The 15,252-nt window shown below is 48.9% G+C and carries 12 protein-coding genes; 5 read left to right on the top strand and 7 right to left on the bottom strand.

The annotated features are described in order from the left end of the window. Nucleotides 1-185: 185 nt before the first annotated feature. Nucleotides 186-593, bottom strand: a complete 408-nt coding sequence (gene msrB / locus HY774_18915; protein ID MBI4750560.1) for a peptide-methionine (R)-S-oxide reductase MsrB — start codon at nt 591-593, stop codon at nt 186-188. Nucleotides 594-997: 404 nt separating this feature from the next. Between msrB and HY774_18910 the strand changes: the two genes are divergently transcribed. Both HY774_18910 and HY774_18905 read left to right on the top strand, forming a co-directional pair. Further along, nucleotides 998-2,200: a CoA transferase gene (locus HY774_18910; protein MBI4750559.1), complete on the top strand. Its 1,203-nt coding sequence runs from the start codon at nt 998-1,000 to the stop codon at nt 2,198-2,200. Then, nucleotides 2,200-2,433 carry a hypothetical protein gene (locus HY774_18905; GenBank protein ID MBI4750558.1) on the top strand — a complete coding sequence of 78 codons (234 nt, stop codon included), beginning with the start codon at nt 2,200-2,202 and terminating at the stop codon, nt 2,431-2,433. The genes HY774_18910 and HY774_18905 overlap by 1 nt, the downstream gene beginning before the upstream one ends. A gap of 93 nt (nt 2,434-2,526) precedes the next feature. On the opposite strand, the gene HY774_18900 is transcribed toward HY774_18905, so the two are convergent. Together HY774_18900 and HY774_18895 are read right to left on the bottom strand one after the other, a co-directional pair. Next, on the bottom strand, nt 2,527-3,012 hold the full coding sequence (locus HY774_18900; protein ID MBI4750557.1) for a hypothetical protein: 486 nt from the start codon (nt 3,010-3,012) through the stop codon (nt 2,527-2,529). A gap of 109 nt (nt 3,013-3,121) precedes the next feature. Continuing rightward, entirely contained in the window at nt 3,122-3,991 is an 870-nt protein-coding gene (locus HY774_18895; GenBank protein ID MBI4750556.1) for a TIGR02594 family protein, read from the bottom strand. A 74-nt stretch (nt 3,992-4,065) separates the two neighbouring features. Here HY774_18895 and HY774_18890 point away from each other — a divergent pair, with 74 nt between their 5' ends. Next, entirely contained in the window at nt 4,066-6,069 is a 2,004-nt protein-coding gene (locus HY774_18890; GenBank protein ID MBI4750555.1) for a serine/threonine protein kinase, read from the top strand. Nucleotides 6,070-6,240: 171 nt separating this feature from the next. Here HY774_18890 and HY774_18885 read toward each other — a convergent pair whose 3' ends face one another. The 3 genes from HY774_18885 to HY774_18875 all read right to left on the bottom strand — a co-directional run bounded on the left by HY774_18885 (nt 6,241) and on the right by HY774_18875 (nt 10,616). Beyond that, entirely contained in the window at nt 6,241-6,645 is a 405-nt protein-coding gene (locus HY774_18885) for a hypothetical protein (GenBank protein ID MBI4750554.1), read from the bottom strand. Between the two features lie 313 nt (nt 6,646-6,958). After that, complete coding sequence (locus HY774_18880; GenBank protein MBI4750553.1) at nt 6,959-9,508, bottom strand: GAF domain-containing protein; 2,550 nt, start codon at nt 9,506-9,508, stop codon at nt 6,959-6,961. A gap of 349 nt (nt 9,509-9,857) precedes the next feature. Continuing rightward, a complete protein-coding gene (locus tag HY774_18875) occupies nt 9,858-10,616 on the bottom strand; it encodes a 3',5'-cyclic-nucleotide phosphodiesterase (protein ID MBI4750552.1) in 759 nt (252 codons plus the stop codon). Nucleotides 10,617-11,065: 449 nt separating this feature from the next. Here HY774_18875 and HY774_18870 point away from each other — a divergent pair, with 449 nt between their 5' ends. After that, nucleotides 11,066-11,842: a hypothetical protein gene (locus HY774_18870; protein ID MBI4750551.1), complete on the top strand. Its 777-nt coding sequence runs from the start codon at nt 11,066-11,068 to the stop codon at nt 11,840-11,842. A gap of 169 nt (nt 11,843-12,011) precedes the next feature. Beyond that, nucleotides 12,012-12,695 (top strand): YdcF family protein, encoded by a 684-nt coding sequence (locus tag HY774_18865; GenBank protein MBI4750550.1) that lies wholly within the window; start codon nt 12,012-12,014, stop codon nt 12,693-12,695. Nucleotides 12,696-13,014: 319 nt separating this feature from the next. Here HY774_18865 and HY774_18860 read toward each other — a convergent pair whose 3' ends face one another. Beyond that, nucleotides 13,015-15,252: a hybrid sensor histidine kinase/response regulator gene (locus tag HY774_18860; protein MBI4750549.1), complete on the bottom strand. Its 2,238-nt coding sequence runs from the start codon at nt 15,250-15,252 to the stop codon at nt 13,015-13,017.

Genomic DNA, 15,252 nt, shown 5'->3' with positions numbered 1-15,252 from the left:
ACTTTCAAAGAAAAGTCAGAAGTCAAGAACCAATCACTAACCACTAACCACATTCTTCATTCTTCATTCTCAAGAAGTTGTTATTCCATTTTGGAATGGAGTCCTCCTGCTAGAACATAGTCAAGTGACTCAATCAAATAGATTTAGTGAACCACTGACCACTGACCACTGACTACTGACTCGTATTATTTGTTCTCTTTTTTCTCTTCAAACTTCAGAGCTGCCGAATTGATGCAGTAGCGCAGTCCGGTTGGCCGGGGACCATCGTCAAACATGTGCCCGAGGTGGGCATCACAGCGGGCACATTTGACTTCGGTGCGGGTCATTCCAAAACTGACATCGCTTTCTTCCTCAATATTTTCTTCTTTTGCCGGAGACCAGAAGCTTGGCCATCCCGACCCGGAGTCATATTTGGTTTCAGAGGTGAACAACTCTGTTCCGCAAGCCGCACACAAATACACACCTTTGGCTTTCAAGTTATAGAGTTCACCGGTAAAGGCGCGTTCGGTCCCTTTTTCCCGCATCACGTGGTACTGCATCGGTGTCAGTTCTTTGCGCCATTCTTCATCGGATTTGACAATCTTTTCGGTCATTTTCCCCCCTTTTTGATGATTGGTTTTTGAATGCTGGCCGGATGAATCTTGTTTAAAGAATGCTTTCACCCGGTCTGGATGACTGAGCCCCCAGTATGTTCCCGTCACAAGCACGCCGACGGTCAGCAGAATGGTTGGAATAAGCACTTGTTTTGAAATTTTCATAAATGAGTCTCATTACGGTTGATTGAATTCGTGGAAAAGGATTTTGGGTTCCGGAAGATATTGGTTTCCAGGCATCAGCACCAAATCCACCTCCCAGGGGGCCTATTCCGGCGATACCATATCAGAAACTGAAAAAGACGCCGAAGACAGGTTTCCTGATTTTCCACAGCGATGCAATCAGGATTCGCGCTACACTGCCAGAGATAAACATTCAATTCTGTTTGTGGAGACTTTTCACTATGCAACACCAGCCGAAAGCGGCTCTGGAAGGGATTCGCGTGATTGAAGCGGCGACTCTCTTTGCCGGTCCCCTGGCCGGAACCTATCTGGCGGATTTTGGCGCCGAAGTTATCAAAATCGAACATCCCAACGGCGGCGACCCTGTTCGTGTCCACGGCCCCACCAAAAACGGCGTTCCCCTCTGGTGGAAAATGGCCGGGCGAAACAAACGCTCAATCACACTTTACCTGGGAACCCCCGAAGGTCAGGACATTGTGCGAAAACTGATTCAAACGGCGGATGTATTGATTGAAAACTTTCGACCTGGAACACTCGAACGCTGGAACCTGGCGCCAGCGCTCCTCCACGAACTGAATCCGAGATTGATCATCGCTCGCGTCTCCGGGTTTGGCCAGGACGGTCCGTATCGAACTCGTCCAGCTTTTGGCACGCTGGCGGAAGCGATGAGTGGGTTTGCCGCGATGACCGGAGAACCAGAAGGACCACCGACGCTTCCACCACTTGGATTGGCCGACAACATTGCGGCCATGGCCACTACGATGGCGATTTCATTTGCCCTCCACGCCCGGCATTCAACTGGACGTGGTCAGGTGATTGATCTGGCGTTGATTGAACCGATTTTGACGATTCTGGGACCGCAACCGACGTGGTTTGACCAGCTTGGGTTGGTTCCACCTCGGCTTGGTAATCGCTCGATGAACAATGCCCCGCGCAACACCTACCAAACCAAAGATGAGCGGTGGGTTGCGGTTTCAACCTCTTCACAAAACATTGTCGAACGGGTAATGCGGCTGGTTGGGCATCCGGAAGTCATCGAAGAACCCTGGTTTGCCTCTGGTGTTGAACGTGCCAGACATAGTGATTTGCTGGATTCGATGGTTGGTGGCTGGATTGCCCGCCATACGCTTGACGAAGTAATGGCCGCGTTTGAAGCCGCCGAAGCCGCGATTGCTCCAGTGTATGACATCCGGCACATTATGACCGACCCGCAGTTTCAATTTCGCGACACCATCACGACCATTCCCGACGAAGAGCTTGGCGAAGTCAAAATGCAAAACGTGATGTTTCGGCTGTCAGAAACGCCGGGCCACATCAACTGGGCCGGGCGCAAACTTGGGCAGGACAATGATTTTGTGTACCGTGAAATGCTGGGGTTAAGCGAGGAATATCTGATTGAATTGAAAGGGAAAGGAGTCATCTAATGAAATGGTTGTGGATTGGTGGAATGATTCTCTGTCTCTTTATTGGGAACAGAGTGGTTTACAGTAGTGAACTCCATGAATTTGGCCACATTGGCACGGTTCGCATGTTGAAAGGCCAGGTTCGGGATCCGTCGGATGAGCCGCTGGCTGACGCTATGCTTGAACTACCCAACCAGGAAACCGGTAGTGTTCTGATTCTGTTGAAAATGTCTTTTCCGATTTGTCAGTACTGACTGCAAGGAGTTGATCTTATTGCTATTCAGAAAAATTACTCAAACTTGTTTTTTTGAACTTCAACAGTTTTGGAACACTACCCCAGTTACCAACTACTCAGATTGGTAAACATTTACCAGTCTCCACTTTCCTTGGACCTGCCTAAACTCAAGATTGTAAAAACTAACAAACCCATTGTTTATCTCTTCCTCAGAAGCAGAGACAGTCGGGTTTGCTTTTACGTGTTCAATCAATTCTCGTTCTCCTTCAAAATCTGCTTTTATAAATATCCGGTAAAATTCAAGTTTGATGAACTGAGGTCTTCTCACAAAATGATGCGGGTCAGAATCGAACTCACCACTTATTTCCAGAGGGAAAAGGGTCAGATCAACAACTTTTTCTTTGTTTTGAGTAATAACAGCTTCCCGGAATTCTCTCCAGAATTCATGAAATGATTGAGTCTGAGAAACTGATTTGGCTAAACGAGATTTTTGTTTAACTTGAATACTTGTTTGTCGCTTTTCCTGCGCCCAAGTTAAATGCAACAGCCCATTTGTCAATAATAATATCAAGCAACTTATGATTCTCATTGGCTTCATTGTGTTATCCTCAGATTTAGCGTTTTCACCTTCTGAGTCTTATATTTATCTCATTGAAATTAATAACTTTACTACCATCCCCGTGTAGAGTATGGAGCACTATTTTACCTTATTTTGGCCAGCGGTATTTGACCCAGCGATAATTCTTGCCTTCAATATATGGCGACGATTTGACTGTATGTTTTTGGTTTCCTCCAAAAATCCAAATCCCTCCTGGGCATTTCCCTTGATAAAAAGCAACATGATAGCGGTCATTCATTCTTTGAACTACTGTAATTGCCCCAACTCGCGGATACGTCTCTTTCCCCCAGGACAACCAGCTTTCTGCTCCCGCATTGTTTGTTCCTTGAATCCCAGCCTTTGTAAGACACCAGTTTACAAATGCTGAACACCAGGCAGTCTCATCCCTGGTTGCCCGATAAGTCGTTGTACTGTGATATTCAACGACCCGTGGATTGTGACTTTTTCCGTCAATTGCTTTCTGTCCTTGTTCAGGTAGCGCATAAGCCATCCAGGGTGTCTCGTAATAGTTGAACCACCTGAACGGGAGCGACTCTTCCACTGTTGGGTGTCCATTTATTAAACATTCCCATACTTCAGAGGTCACAACACCATTCACTCTCAATCCAAATTTTGACTGGATCGTCATCACAGCAAAAGTTGTCTTCTCATCAAAGATAAGAGAAAAGGAAAGCTTCTGTGCAGGATTTAATTGTTTGTTGAGTAATTCCTTTAACCTCAACACATCTACTCCGAAGCTGCCTTGTTGCAATACTGGATTCATTGAATCAGCACCTCTGTAAATGAAAGATTTTTGCATCAGGTCAAGGGTCCCCGTGAATTTTGACGTCACCCCCGTTTGGAAATTCCAAATCAAGGCTGCCGCTTCAGAATCAACCTGGACTCTTGTCGTACATGCTGCTTTTCCACAAGCAATCAACAGGCCAAAGAAATTAAATTCAATTTTAAATTGCCACATCCCACAGATTTGCTTAGAGTTGCTCGGATTGATGCCTACTCCTGGGCGCCATCCATCACATCTGGGGACACACTATGCGGAGTCTGAAAGATTTGCTCGGGCTGACGCTCGATGGGAAATACCTGATAGAGAAGATGCTCGGCCAGGGCGGGATGGGCGCGGTGTTTCTGGCTACCCACCTGGGAACTGAACGAACCGTGGCTCTCAAAGTCATCGCTCCAGAGTTTATGGCCAACGAAGAGTTCATCGAGCGATTTCGCCGTGAAGCCAAGGCCGCTGGACGGTTGCGCCACCCCAATATTGTCAATGTCACTGATTTTGGGTTCACGCTGGTCGGGACAACCCAAATTGCCTATCTGGTGATGGAATACCTCGACGGCAGCACCCTGACTGAAGTTTTGAATTTCAAACACCAGCTCCCGGTGAACGTGGTGGTTGATGTGGTGGAACAAATCTGTCTCGCCATTGAGCGCGCTCACCAGTACGGCATCGTCCATCGCGATTTAAAGCCCGACAATATCTGGCTCGAACCCGATGGACGCGATGGCTATAACGTCAAGGTACTTGATTTTGGCATTGCCAAACTCCGTGGGGCACCGGCTGACAATATGCTCCCTGGCTCAACGCTGCCACTGGCTCAACTTGAAATACGTGACTCAACCACATTTCCCAATGTGACCGAGGAAGTTTCAGAAGCCGCCACCTTTATCAAACCGACTGTCCAGCCTGTTGATGCTGGCGGGGTAGTGACTGAGCGACAACTTGCCTCGGCCCAAACCGAAGCGGCAACGATGATGCAGCCCGCTCCGGCTGAATTGAGTTCTTCTCCGCTCAGCTTTGATTCAGAAGGAAGCACCAAAATCCAGCCGACAGGGGGAAGCGGAACGCATGGGTATGCGTCGGGTTCTGGGGCTCGTTCATCCGGGTCGCTGTTATCAACGCGCCATACCGGAGACAGCCAGATTACCCGGCTCGGATCAGTGATGGGAACCCCGATGTATATGTCTCCGGAACAATGTCGGGGCGAAGAAGTTGATACCCGCTCAGACCTCTACAGCCTGGGAGTGATTGTCTACCAGATGCTGACGGGTGAGCCGCCCTTTCGCGGCGACACCTCGCAACTCCTGGTCAAACATCAAACCGAACCGCCCCCGCCATTTCCCAAAAAACCCAAAGTTCCCAAGCGAATTGCCAAACTGGTTCTTTCCGCCATGGCCAAGGAGCCAACCCAGCGGCCACAATCCGCCACGGCATTTGCCAGTGCGTTCCGTGCCCGGACTGAAGGGTTTTGGTCATTCGTGAGCCAGGGAGTTAGCCTCTATAACCAGTATTTTCGGACATTTCTGTGGATTTCAGTGATCTCCCATGCCCCAATGATTCTGGTTGGGTTTCTATATCTGGTCTTTAACATCAACCGATGGGCGACCATGGGTCCCGATGCGGTGAAGGAGTCCAAGTTTTTTGAATTATTACTTGGGGTCGGAGGCATTATTCACTCTTTCATTTCGTGTTTGTTTGCCCCAATTGTGGTGCAATTGCTGGCAGTCCAGGTGAAAAAGGTCTCCCTTCGGCCATTACTGATGGTTCTGAAAAAAAATATAAAGCCACTTTTGAAAACGGTGGTCTGGTATATGGGGGCGATGACCCTGGCTGGTTGTCTGTGTTTCTTTCCAGTTTTATGGGCAATGGTGACGTTCTCGTTTACGATTCCAGTCTTTCTGATTGAAGGCTATTCCGGACTGGCAGCTTTGAAGCGCTCAAAAGAACTTGTAAATCGCCTGTGGTTTACGGTGGCGGGAGTGATGATTGTCAATGCCTTAATTGCGGGATTCCTCCTGCCAGCCATCGGCAATCAACTGGCACACAGCGTGATTAAAGTCTCGCCTCATTATCAAGAAGTTTATAATCAGGCGGTCCTACCGTTTTTTCAAACAATCAGCTCATTGTTCGTTTCTCCGATTCCACAAATCGCCTCGTTGATTGCCTATGTTCGTGCCCGACAGGCTGGAGGTGAGACAATGAAGGAAATTTCCGAGCAGTGCCGCTCCCGGTGGGAAGAGGTGAAGAATGAAGAATGACAAAGTGACAAGGTGACAGGTGACAAGGTGACAAGGTGACAAGGTGACAAGGTGACAAAGTGACAAAGTGACAAAGTGACAAAATAACACCAGTTGTCTTTTGCAGGTTCATCTGTCAAAAAGTCACCTTGTCAAAAAGTCACCTTGTCACCCTGTCAGTTTGTCAGATGGTCAGGTCGCCAGAAATTCCGGGATTTTGGAAAAATCGGGGTGATCGCCTACATTTTGAAACTTGTGGTGCCAGAGCACTTTTCCTTTTTGATTTACCACAAAGGCACCGGGCATCATCCGCGGGTCACCCATTGGTTTTCCAACAAAATTTCCTTTTGCGGCAGCACGTAAGCCACAGACCAGTGCGCTCGGACCAAAAATCTGGGCTAAATTCCCGCGTTTGATCCCAAATGCTTTGTACAACTGAAAATCCGGATCGGAAATTGCCCTGGCTTCGGGCCACAGTCCATCAAAAAAGGCTTTTCCTTCTTCAACTAAGCCCTGAACCACAAACACAATCGGAGGATAGTCGGGTTGGGTTGCAACAATCTGGCGTAAATCCTTTACGCTCTCCCGTGGGAACACTCAGCCAAAATGGCGCAGGAACAGCAGCAGGGTGCCCTCTTTGTCCAATTGGTCCCGGAAGGTTCCAGGTTTTATGTTGAGTCCTTCCACTGACGCATTCAATACTTTGGCGGGTACATTGTTCATGGTTTAGAAATCCTTTGTCTGGAAGTTGCCGTTGAAACGGAATCAGGTCGCTCTGGCTCAATTATCCAACAGGGGCAGGCAGGTAATTTTTATACTATCCTGGAATGAATTGCTCGTATGAATGAGCAGGTAAGCAACTCAAAGAACTGGAGTTAGTGAACAACTGACGACTGACTCAAATCCATCCTTATTTTTCCGTCATGGTCCACACACAATCCCAATTTTCAGACGGGGGAGCCGAGATCAAATGCCAGCAGCGCTCCTTATGGAGCAAGGCTGGTTTATCATCGGGCGCCATCTGGAGGACGCGGTTAAATTCCCGCAGGGCCCGCGTAAACTCTCGGCGGCGATACAGTTCAAGCCCCAGTTGATAGTAATCAATCACCTGCATCTGGTGCTCCGACAACTGATCAGCCAGTGGGCCTTCGCGAATTCCAACCAGTTCAAAAATCGAGACCGGCTCGGTTTTTCCCTTCACCCGGATACAGTCCAGCTCACGGGCCCAAATTCGGTTTTTACAGGCAAAATAAGTGCGGTCACTGATGACAATATCGCATCCATATTGCTTGCTGGCCCCTTCGAGGCGTGAACCTAAATTGACCCCGTCACCGATGGCAGTAAATTCCATGCGCTTGCTGGAACCAATATTGCCGCTGATGACGCTGTCGGTGTTGATGCCGATACCGATGGCAATTGTATTTTGGTGGTTCGCCTTTCGTTTGGTATTGAACTCAACCAGTCGGTGCCGCATTTCAACCGCGGCTTGAACAGCACACCAGGCGTGATCCTCTAACTGAAGCGGTGAGCCGAAAACGGCCATAATGGCGTCACCAATGTATTTATCCAATGTGCCTTTAAAGCGAAAGATGGCTTCCACCATCTGCTCAAAATACTCATTGAGCATTTCGACCACGGCTTCGGGCGGCATATTTTCAGTGAGGGTCGTGTAGCCGCGAATATCTGAAAACAGAACCGAAACTTCTTTTCGATCCCCACCCAATTTGGCGCTCTCACTGTTTTGCATCAACCGCTCAGCCAGTTCCTGGGTCATGTACCGATACATGGTATTTTTGAGCCGCTTTTCTTTGCTGATGTCTTCCATGACCACCAGGGCACCTCGAATCTGGTCTGGGTCAGCGGCATCGGCAATGGTGTTGATGGTGAGGTTGACGCTGTGCGCATCAGACTGGGAATCAATGATCAGAATCTGCTCGGGATAATACTGCTCCAGAGGGGTTCCAGCCTGGGGCTCAAGCGCTTTGGCAAACCAACCCGCAAAATCACTGTCCTTGAGGCGGATCAATTGGGATAAATATTGCCCTTCGATGTGGTCCTGGGATTTGAGATTGAGCAGGTGACTGGCACTTTCGTTCACAGCAATGATCCGACCGGCATGGTCAGTGGCGATCACCGCATTGGTCAGGCTACGCAAAATGTTGCGCTGCATTTGTTCTTGTTGCTTTACGGTGGCAAACAATTTGGCATTTTCCAGGGCGACCCCCGCCTGGATATTGAAAGCCTGCATAAATTCCTGGTCTTCACGTGTAAAACTGGCCTTCCAGCATTCAGGGGACTCAGGCCACTGGCCAGGGTCGTAGGGTGGGAACTCACCCTGTTTTTTCTTGTTGATCAACTGCGTCACGCCAATCAGTTTCTGATTGGCGTTAAAGATCGGCATACACAGCAGACTGCACGTCCGATACCCGGTCCGCTGATCAGTTTGTTTTGAAGTGTCAGAATTGGGGTGGGTATAGAGATCAAAGGCAATATTGACGGGGTCACCGGTGGTGGCGACCTGTCCGGCAAACCCGGCGTTGGATGGAATTCGGATTTCCTGCAACACCCTGCCAATGGGAAGTTTCGTCCAGAGTTGCTCTGATTCTTCATCCAGCAACCAGATGGCACTTCGGTCGGCGTTCATCAGCTCTTTGGCTTCGTCCATCACCCGTTTCAGGGTTTCTTCCAGATCGAGACTACTCTGGCTCAAGGATTGGGTGGCCTTCATCAGGGCTGATGCGGCCCGCTGTTTTTGGGCGGCGGTGTAAAACAGTCGTGATGATTCGAGGATTAGTCTGATCGAGGGGGAAAATTCCTGGAATGTTTCTTCATCGGTCTCGGTAAACCCAGCCAGATCAATCCTTTCAGCCAGTGATGAAAATGGTTCGCCCCCCGGTTTGAGCTTATTGATAAGCTGGACCACGGCCACCAGATTGCCAGTTTCGTTTAACAGCGGCAGGGCCAGCATAGTGTAGGTTCGATAGTTAAGCCGCTGGTCAAATGCCTGAGCAGTTTTCGACCGTGGATCATCATAAAAATCAAACGGAATATTGATACTCTTTTTAAAACAGGCAACTTCCCCCGCAATTCCCACTGTGGTCGGCAATCTGATTTCCAGCAGGTTTCCGGCTTCGTTTTTCGCCACGATGGACCATAATTCGTCCTTTTCCTCATCGAGCAAAAAAATCGTGGTTCGATCCGCATTGAGCAACTCACCGATTTTGAGGGTAATCGCCCGCAGCATCTCATCCAGCAGAAGGTCAAACCCATGGTGGTCCTGAACCCCTTCAAGCCAGGAAAGGGTTTGATGAACGACCTCCAGGTTGCTCTGAATCGAAGAAATGACTTGTTTAAAAGTATCCTGGGTAAGGGGTGCCAAAAACGAAGCAAAACTCCCACGTTGACTTACCAGGGCTGAAGAAGACTCGGACAGAGGTTGCGAGGACCGGGAAGAACTCATATTTCGTGATTCAACGGAGCATTTGGGAACTGACTATCCGTGGGGAGCACCGGACAAGGGGACAAGGTGACAAGGTGACAAGGTGACAAGGTGACAAGGTGACAAGGTGACAAGGAGAAAAAACAGATCGTCTTATATCAATTTGGGCTGATGGCTGATGGAAATACAATATTTTCAATATTTCAGCCTTTTCATGATGCAAAGATTGCATTCCACCGCGCCCAAAGTCGGTTGGATTGTCACCTTGTCACCTTGTCACCTTGTCACCCTGTCATTTTGTCACCTTGTCACCCTGTCATCTTGTCACCCTGTCATTTTGTCACCTTGTCACCCATGTCACCTCTTCCACTTACCATTCATAATCCACATCCAATTGTGCCACCCGCAAGTTCGGCAGATTCAATTCATTGACTTCTTTTGCAACCAGCGTCCGGCACATGGGCTTGAGGTTTACGGCAAAAATCTCGGCGGGGCGAGTCAATTTTTCCAATTCACCAACCAGCAGACGCGGGGTCAGGTGTTTTGAAGCCAGCGCCACACCCTCAAGTGCGTTGTTAAAGGCAACATCAACAAATACCGCCTTGAGGCGATCCAGTGTGTTGAGATATTCCCAAAAAGCATCCGTCCGCGCGGTGTCTGAAGAAAATGCCACCACCACTCGCCCGTCATCAACCACCAGCCCAAAGGTCTCGACGGTGTGGTTTACTGGAACCGGAGTGATCGTCAACCCCGCAACTTCAAAGGGCTGATTGGTGATATAAGGGTGAAATGCCAGGAGTTGGCCGTGTTGATTTGGAATCTTTGTAAAATCAGGCCAGATGACATTGTTGAAAATATGCGCTTTTAAACTGGTAATATCCCGCTCAGAGGCATGGATGCGCACTGGTTCCTGGATTTCCGTAAATTCCTCGGAAAAAATAAATGGAAATGACGCGATATGATCCAGATGCACGTGGGTTAATACCAGATCTTTCACTCGAAGCAACTTTTCCCCAGTGAGATGGAAGGCAACAGCACCTGCATCAACCGACACACAATCATTAATGAGAAATGAAATGAGCAATTGGCTGCGCTGGTCAGTAATGCTGGGCAGAACACGGATTTTCATAAAATGCTCGTCTGGATAAAATGTGGATTGAAGTTGCCGGTGACGGCCTGGCAACAAAAGACACCTGACTGGAAAATGGCTGTTTACCTGGGAGGTATGAAAAATGTGTGTTGCTTGGTGTGATCAAGTCTGCACCACCTTTGAAACTCCAGTCAACTCATTCACCTAAAAGTCAGTTATCTGTTCCCACTTGGAAATCAAAGTATTCAAGAAAATATTTGTATTATCTATAATTTAATGAAATTTTAAAAATAACATAGATAATATAGATAAGCTTATTTCAGATATAAACTGGGTTGTGATGATTTTTGATTTTTCCAGGTTTTGAAAGCAATTGAGCTTCGAAATTATTTCACACCAGCCATACTGCTTCGGAAGTTGACATTTAAAGGCAAAGACCCAATAAATAGAATTGCGGAAGAAACCGAATTGGATGACGAGAGGACGCTATGCATAACGAGGACCCCCCTCCCCAAGAAATATTCTTTATTGTTGAACGACTCGAACACATGTTTGCCTTTGACCGAATGTATAAAGGTGGCCAGGGTGGCATTGATATTCGTGGCAAGTACCGGGAGGATATGAATGTTTTCCTGGAATCAACCAAATATCTGAAAATCAGTTTTTCCCACTCCCCTCAGTTACTTGAACAGACCTTTCAGCACGAAAACCTGAAGAAAGACCCGCTTCTGCGCAAATACCTGAGTGAGAAAATTCATGGCTGGTTTCCACAAAGCCCGTCGTTGCTGGCGATTGTCAGTTCCCATAGCGAAATCCAGCGTGAGTCCACAGAAGCCGTTCCGTCAGCTTCCCGTAAAGGCGTGATTGATATTCGAGCGGCGCAGCTTGAAGTCAATGAGATTGGCAAATTCAAAGCGGCCTATTCCGAACTCCTGGCCGAACGCACCGGCCTGCTTGAAGAAGTTACTCAACTCACCAAACGTGTTGAAGAGCTGACCCGCGAACTCAGCGAACGCAGCGAGAAGGAAAAACCCGCTGCGGATACCGCTAAAAATGATCGCTTGATTCGCTCCTATCAGAATTTAATCAACACAATCACCGGTATTTTTTCCGTGATGTTTATGAACAAAAAGCACGTCAGCTTTTCTGAGTTCAGTGCCGCCATGCAGTCGGTGATTCGACATATCCGAAACCACAATAAAACCCACGACGACCGGATTGATATTGAGTCGCTGGAGTTTCTTTTGAAAGAAGGCCCTGAGTAGCGAGTAAGAGCAAGTCGTGAGTTGCGAGGAGCGAGGAGTCAATCCACTTGCAGAATGAAGTAGCAAAATAGCGAGTTGCGAGCCGTCAATCCACCTGTTTTAGCAGGTGGGGATTTATCGAAAACCCGGAAGCGCGGAAGCGCGGAAGCGCGGAACCCGAATGAGCTTTATGCAGGATAAAGGCCAAACGCAATTCAAACGACGACGAATCAAACGACTGGTCCTGGTTCTTTTTTTGCTGGTTGGCTCACTTGGTTTGTTTTCGATTGGACTGAAGTACTATGTTCACCGGACCTGTGAAGGCCGGGTCTATCGTGAAATTGCCGTTGTTCCAACCGAAGATGAACCTCGTGTGGCGATTGTCTTCGGCGCCGGCGTCTGGCCCAACGGACAACCCTCTCCGGTCCTGTATGATCGGGTCGCGACGGCGGCGGATTTGTACCACGCCGGGAAAGCCCACAAGTTGTTGTTGACTGGTGACAATCGCTTTCACAACTACAATGAACCCGAAGTCATGCGGCAAACGGCACTCAAACTCGGAGTTCCAGATGAAGCCCTTGTCCTTGATTTTGCTGGACGCCGAACCTATGACAGCGCCTTTCGAGCCGCACGAATCTTTTGCGTGAAACGAGCTATTTTGGTGACCCAAGCCTTCCACCTGGAGCGCTCGCTCTATCTCTGCACATCGCTTGGGATTGATGCCATTGGAGTCCAGGCGGATCGGCAGCCGTATCCTGCCCGGTCTCAAAAGTGGTGGTCTTTCCGTGAATTTTTAGCCACCACCGGCGCCTGGTGTGACATTCATCTGCTGCAGCCCAAGCCGGTTCTGGGCGAAAAGCTCCCGATTGAATAGGATGAGTTTAGAGTAACGCCTTCAGGCGTGAGGCTCATAAGCGCCAGGATAAAGGAACAACGTCCGATCTGGACAAGGGAGGAGACAAGGAGACACATTCAATAGTCTCATTCCTGCGGCTCCCAACCGGAGTCCGTTCAAGCCGACACACTCCGTGAAATTGTCTCCCTGTCTCCCCGTCTCTTCTTCTCCTGGTCTCAACCAGCCTCTCATTTTCTTATCCTGGCGCTTATGGGTGCGAGGCTTGACGAATGGGACCAACGATGAACCCCTCTCGTCTAAAGACGATACTCTGAACCTTTTTCTGGAAGGCTCTAGTTCAAATGAGCTGGCGGACGATTTCAAGCAGGTTTGTCTGATCAAAACTGCTTTTGACGATATAGGCATTGGCTCCGATTTCAATTCCCCGCTCACGATCTTCTCTTTTTTCCAGGGCAGTGACCAGGACGACCGGGAGTGCCGAGAGTTTTTTATCGGCCCGGATGCGAGCCGTCAGATCCAGGCCGTTCAACCGTGGCATATCAATATCAGAAACCACCAGATGAAACGTCTCGGTCTTCAGCAGGGTCAGGGCATCAACCCCATCCACGGCAGTTTTTACCCGATACCCGGCTGACTCCAGAATCGTTTTCACCAGGGTTCGGGCGGTAATTGAATCTTCAACCACTAAAATTGATTTTTGGGTTAAGGCAGTTTCACGGCTTTCAACTGGGAGACGATGTGGTGTGGCAATCGCTTTCAGCGCCGATTTCTTTAAATCACCAACATTGAGAATAGTCACCACCTGCCCTGAGCCAAGGACCGTGGCCCCAGCCACATTGCGCACTCGAAGAAGTTGCCGGCCCATACTTTTGACCAGAACTTCCTGCTCACTCAATACTTCATCAACCTGAAAGGCAATCTGCTGATCACCGGTCCCAAGCACCAGGATCATCAGAAACTCCGAGGATTTGGGTTGAGGACTCCGCCGTGGCAATTCCAGAACCTCGCTGAGCCGGACGAGCGCCAGAGTATGCCCGTTGATTTGGATGGTTTCGCGATTTTCAACCGTTCGAATTTCGCCACGACGAATCCGGGTCACTTGCTCAACATTCAGGGTTGGGACAATAAATTGCTGATCTTCAACCCGAATCAGGATACCGCGAAAGGTCGCCAGGGACACCGGCAACTGAATTTGGAACTGTGTCCCCTGATGGAGGCTGGTTTCAACACGGATGCTCCCGCCCACCTGCTCGATTTTTTCTTTCACAATCGCCAGCCCCAATCCGCGACCGGAAATGCTGGTAATGATCGGACTGGTTGAAATTCCGGATTGAAAAATACAGGCAAGCCAATCGGTAGTGGTCCGTTTTTCAGCCTCTGATTCCGAAATCAGGTTGAGCTGGATGGCTTTTTGTTTGACTTTGGCGAGGTCAATGCCTGCTCCGTCGTCTGAAATCAGGATTTCCAATTTACTGCCCTCTTTCCGAGAAACACTCAGGGTGATGGTGCCGGAGGGCGACTTTTTGAGTCGTTCCCGTTCGGCTGGAGGCTCAATCCCATGGTCAACACAATTTCGAATCAGATGAATCAACGGTCCTCGCATTTCCTCCAGAATTCGGCGGTCAACTTCGATCTCACCACCCGTTATCTTGAGTTCCACCAGCTTGTTTTGATCTCGCGAAAGATCGCGAACCACCTTGGGAATAATTTCCAGCAGGGTGGTTACCGGCAGCATAATGACGTTTTTTACGTCGTCCAACAGAGCATCAACCATTGAGCCGACCAGGCGGCGATCATTTTCCGCTGCTTTTGCCAGTGCTAATAAATTATGCTCAAATGCCTTTAAATACAGTTGATTCCACTCAAGAAAATCCGATATACCGGTGGATTTTGAGCTGGCGTCATCAACCAGATGCCTTCCCTTCTGAAATTCAGGGTGTACCTTTGACCACTCCTTTCTCCAGGTTGAAAGCTGTCTCAACAGTCCGTTGATTTCAACAGCGCGCTGTTCAGCCGTCAATTTCAGGGCTAGCATCTCTTCGGCCTGCAACAATAAGGAATTTAACTTCGAACCTGGAATGCGGACACTGTCAACGCTCAAGGGCTTCTCAACCGGGGCTGGAGATTCAACTTCCGGGATGGCACTCGGTGGTGGTGGCGTTAACTCATTCTTTAAAGCACGTTCCAGCCGCCGGGTGAAAAGTACAATCTTTGATTTTTCCTGTGCGGGCGGTGGTGAATCAATCGCCATGAGCAGTTGATTGAGGTACTCAATTCCCTGATACATCAAATCAGTCAGTTCAGGAGTCAGGGTTTGATCCTGTCGTTTTAAGGTGGTGAATACATGTTCCAGGCGATGGCACAGGGTCTCGATTTCTAGCAGGTTGACTGAACGGGCAGCGCCTTTCAAGGTGTGAGCTTCGCGCAACAATACCTCGATCAGATTTTTTTTCTGATCCCAACCGGTTTCTTTTTCCAACTGCAGAAGCCCTGATGACAGGGCCTGGAGGTGCTCGGCAGCCTCGATTTTAAAAGTGGCCAGCAGTTTTTTCAGTAATTCGTCTTTATTCCCCAT

It is taken from the genome of Acidobacteriota bacterium (genome assembly GCA_016208495.1).
Classification (GTDB): Bacteria; Acidobacteriota; Blastocatellia; order Chloracidobacteriales; family Chloracidobacteriaceae; genus JACQXX01.
The sequence above is the reverse complement of the archived record's forward strand: the minus strand, read 5'-3'. Positions and strand labels throughout refer to the sequence as shown.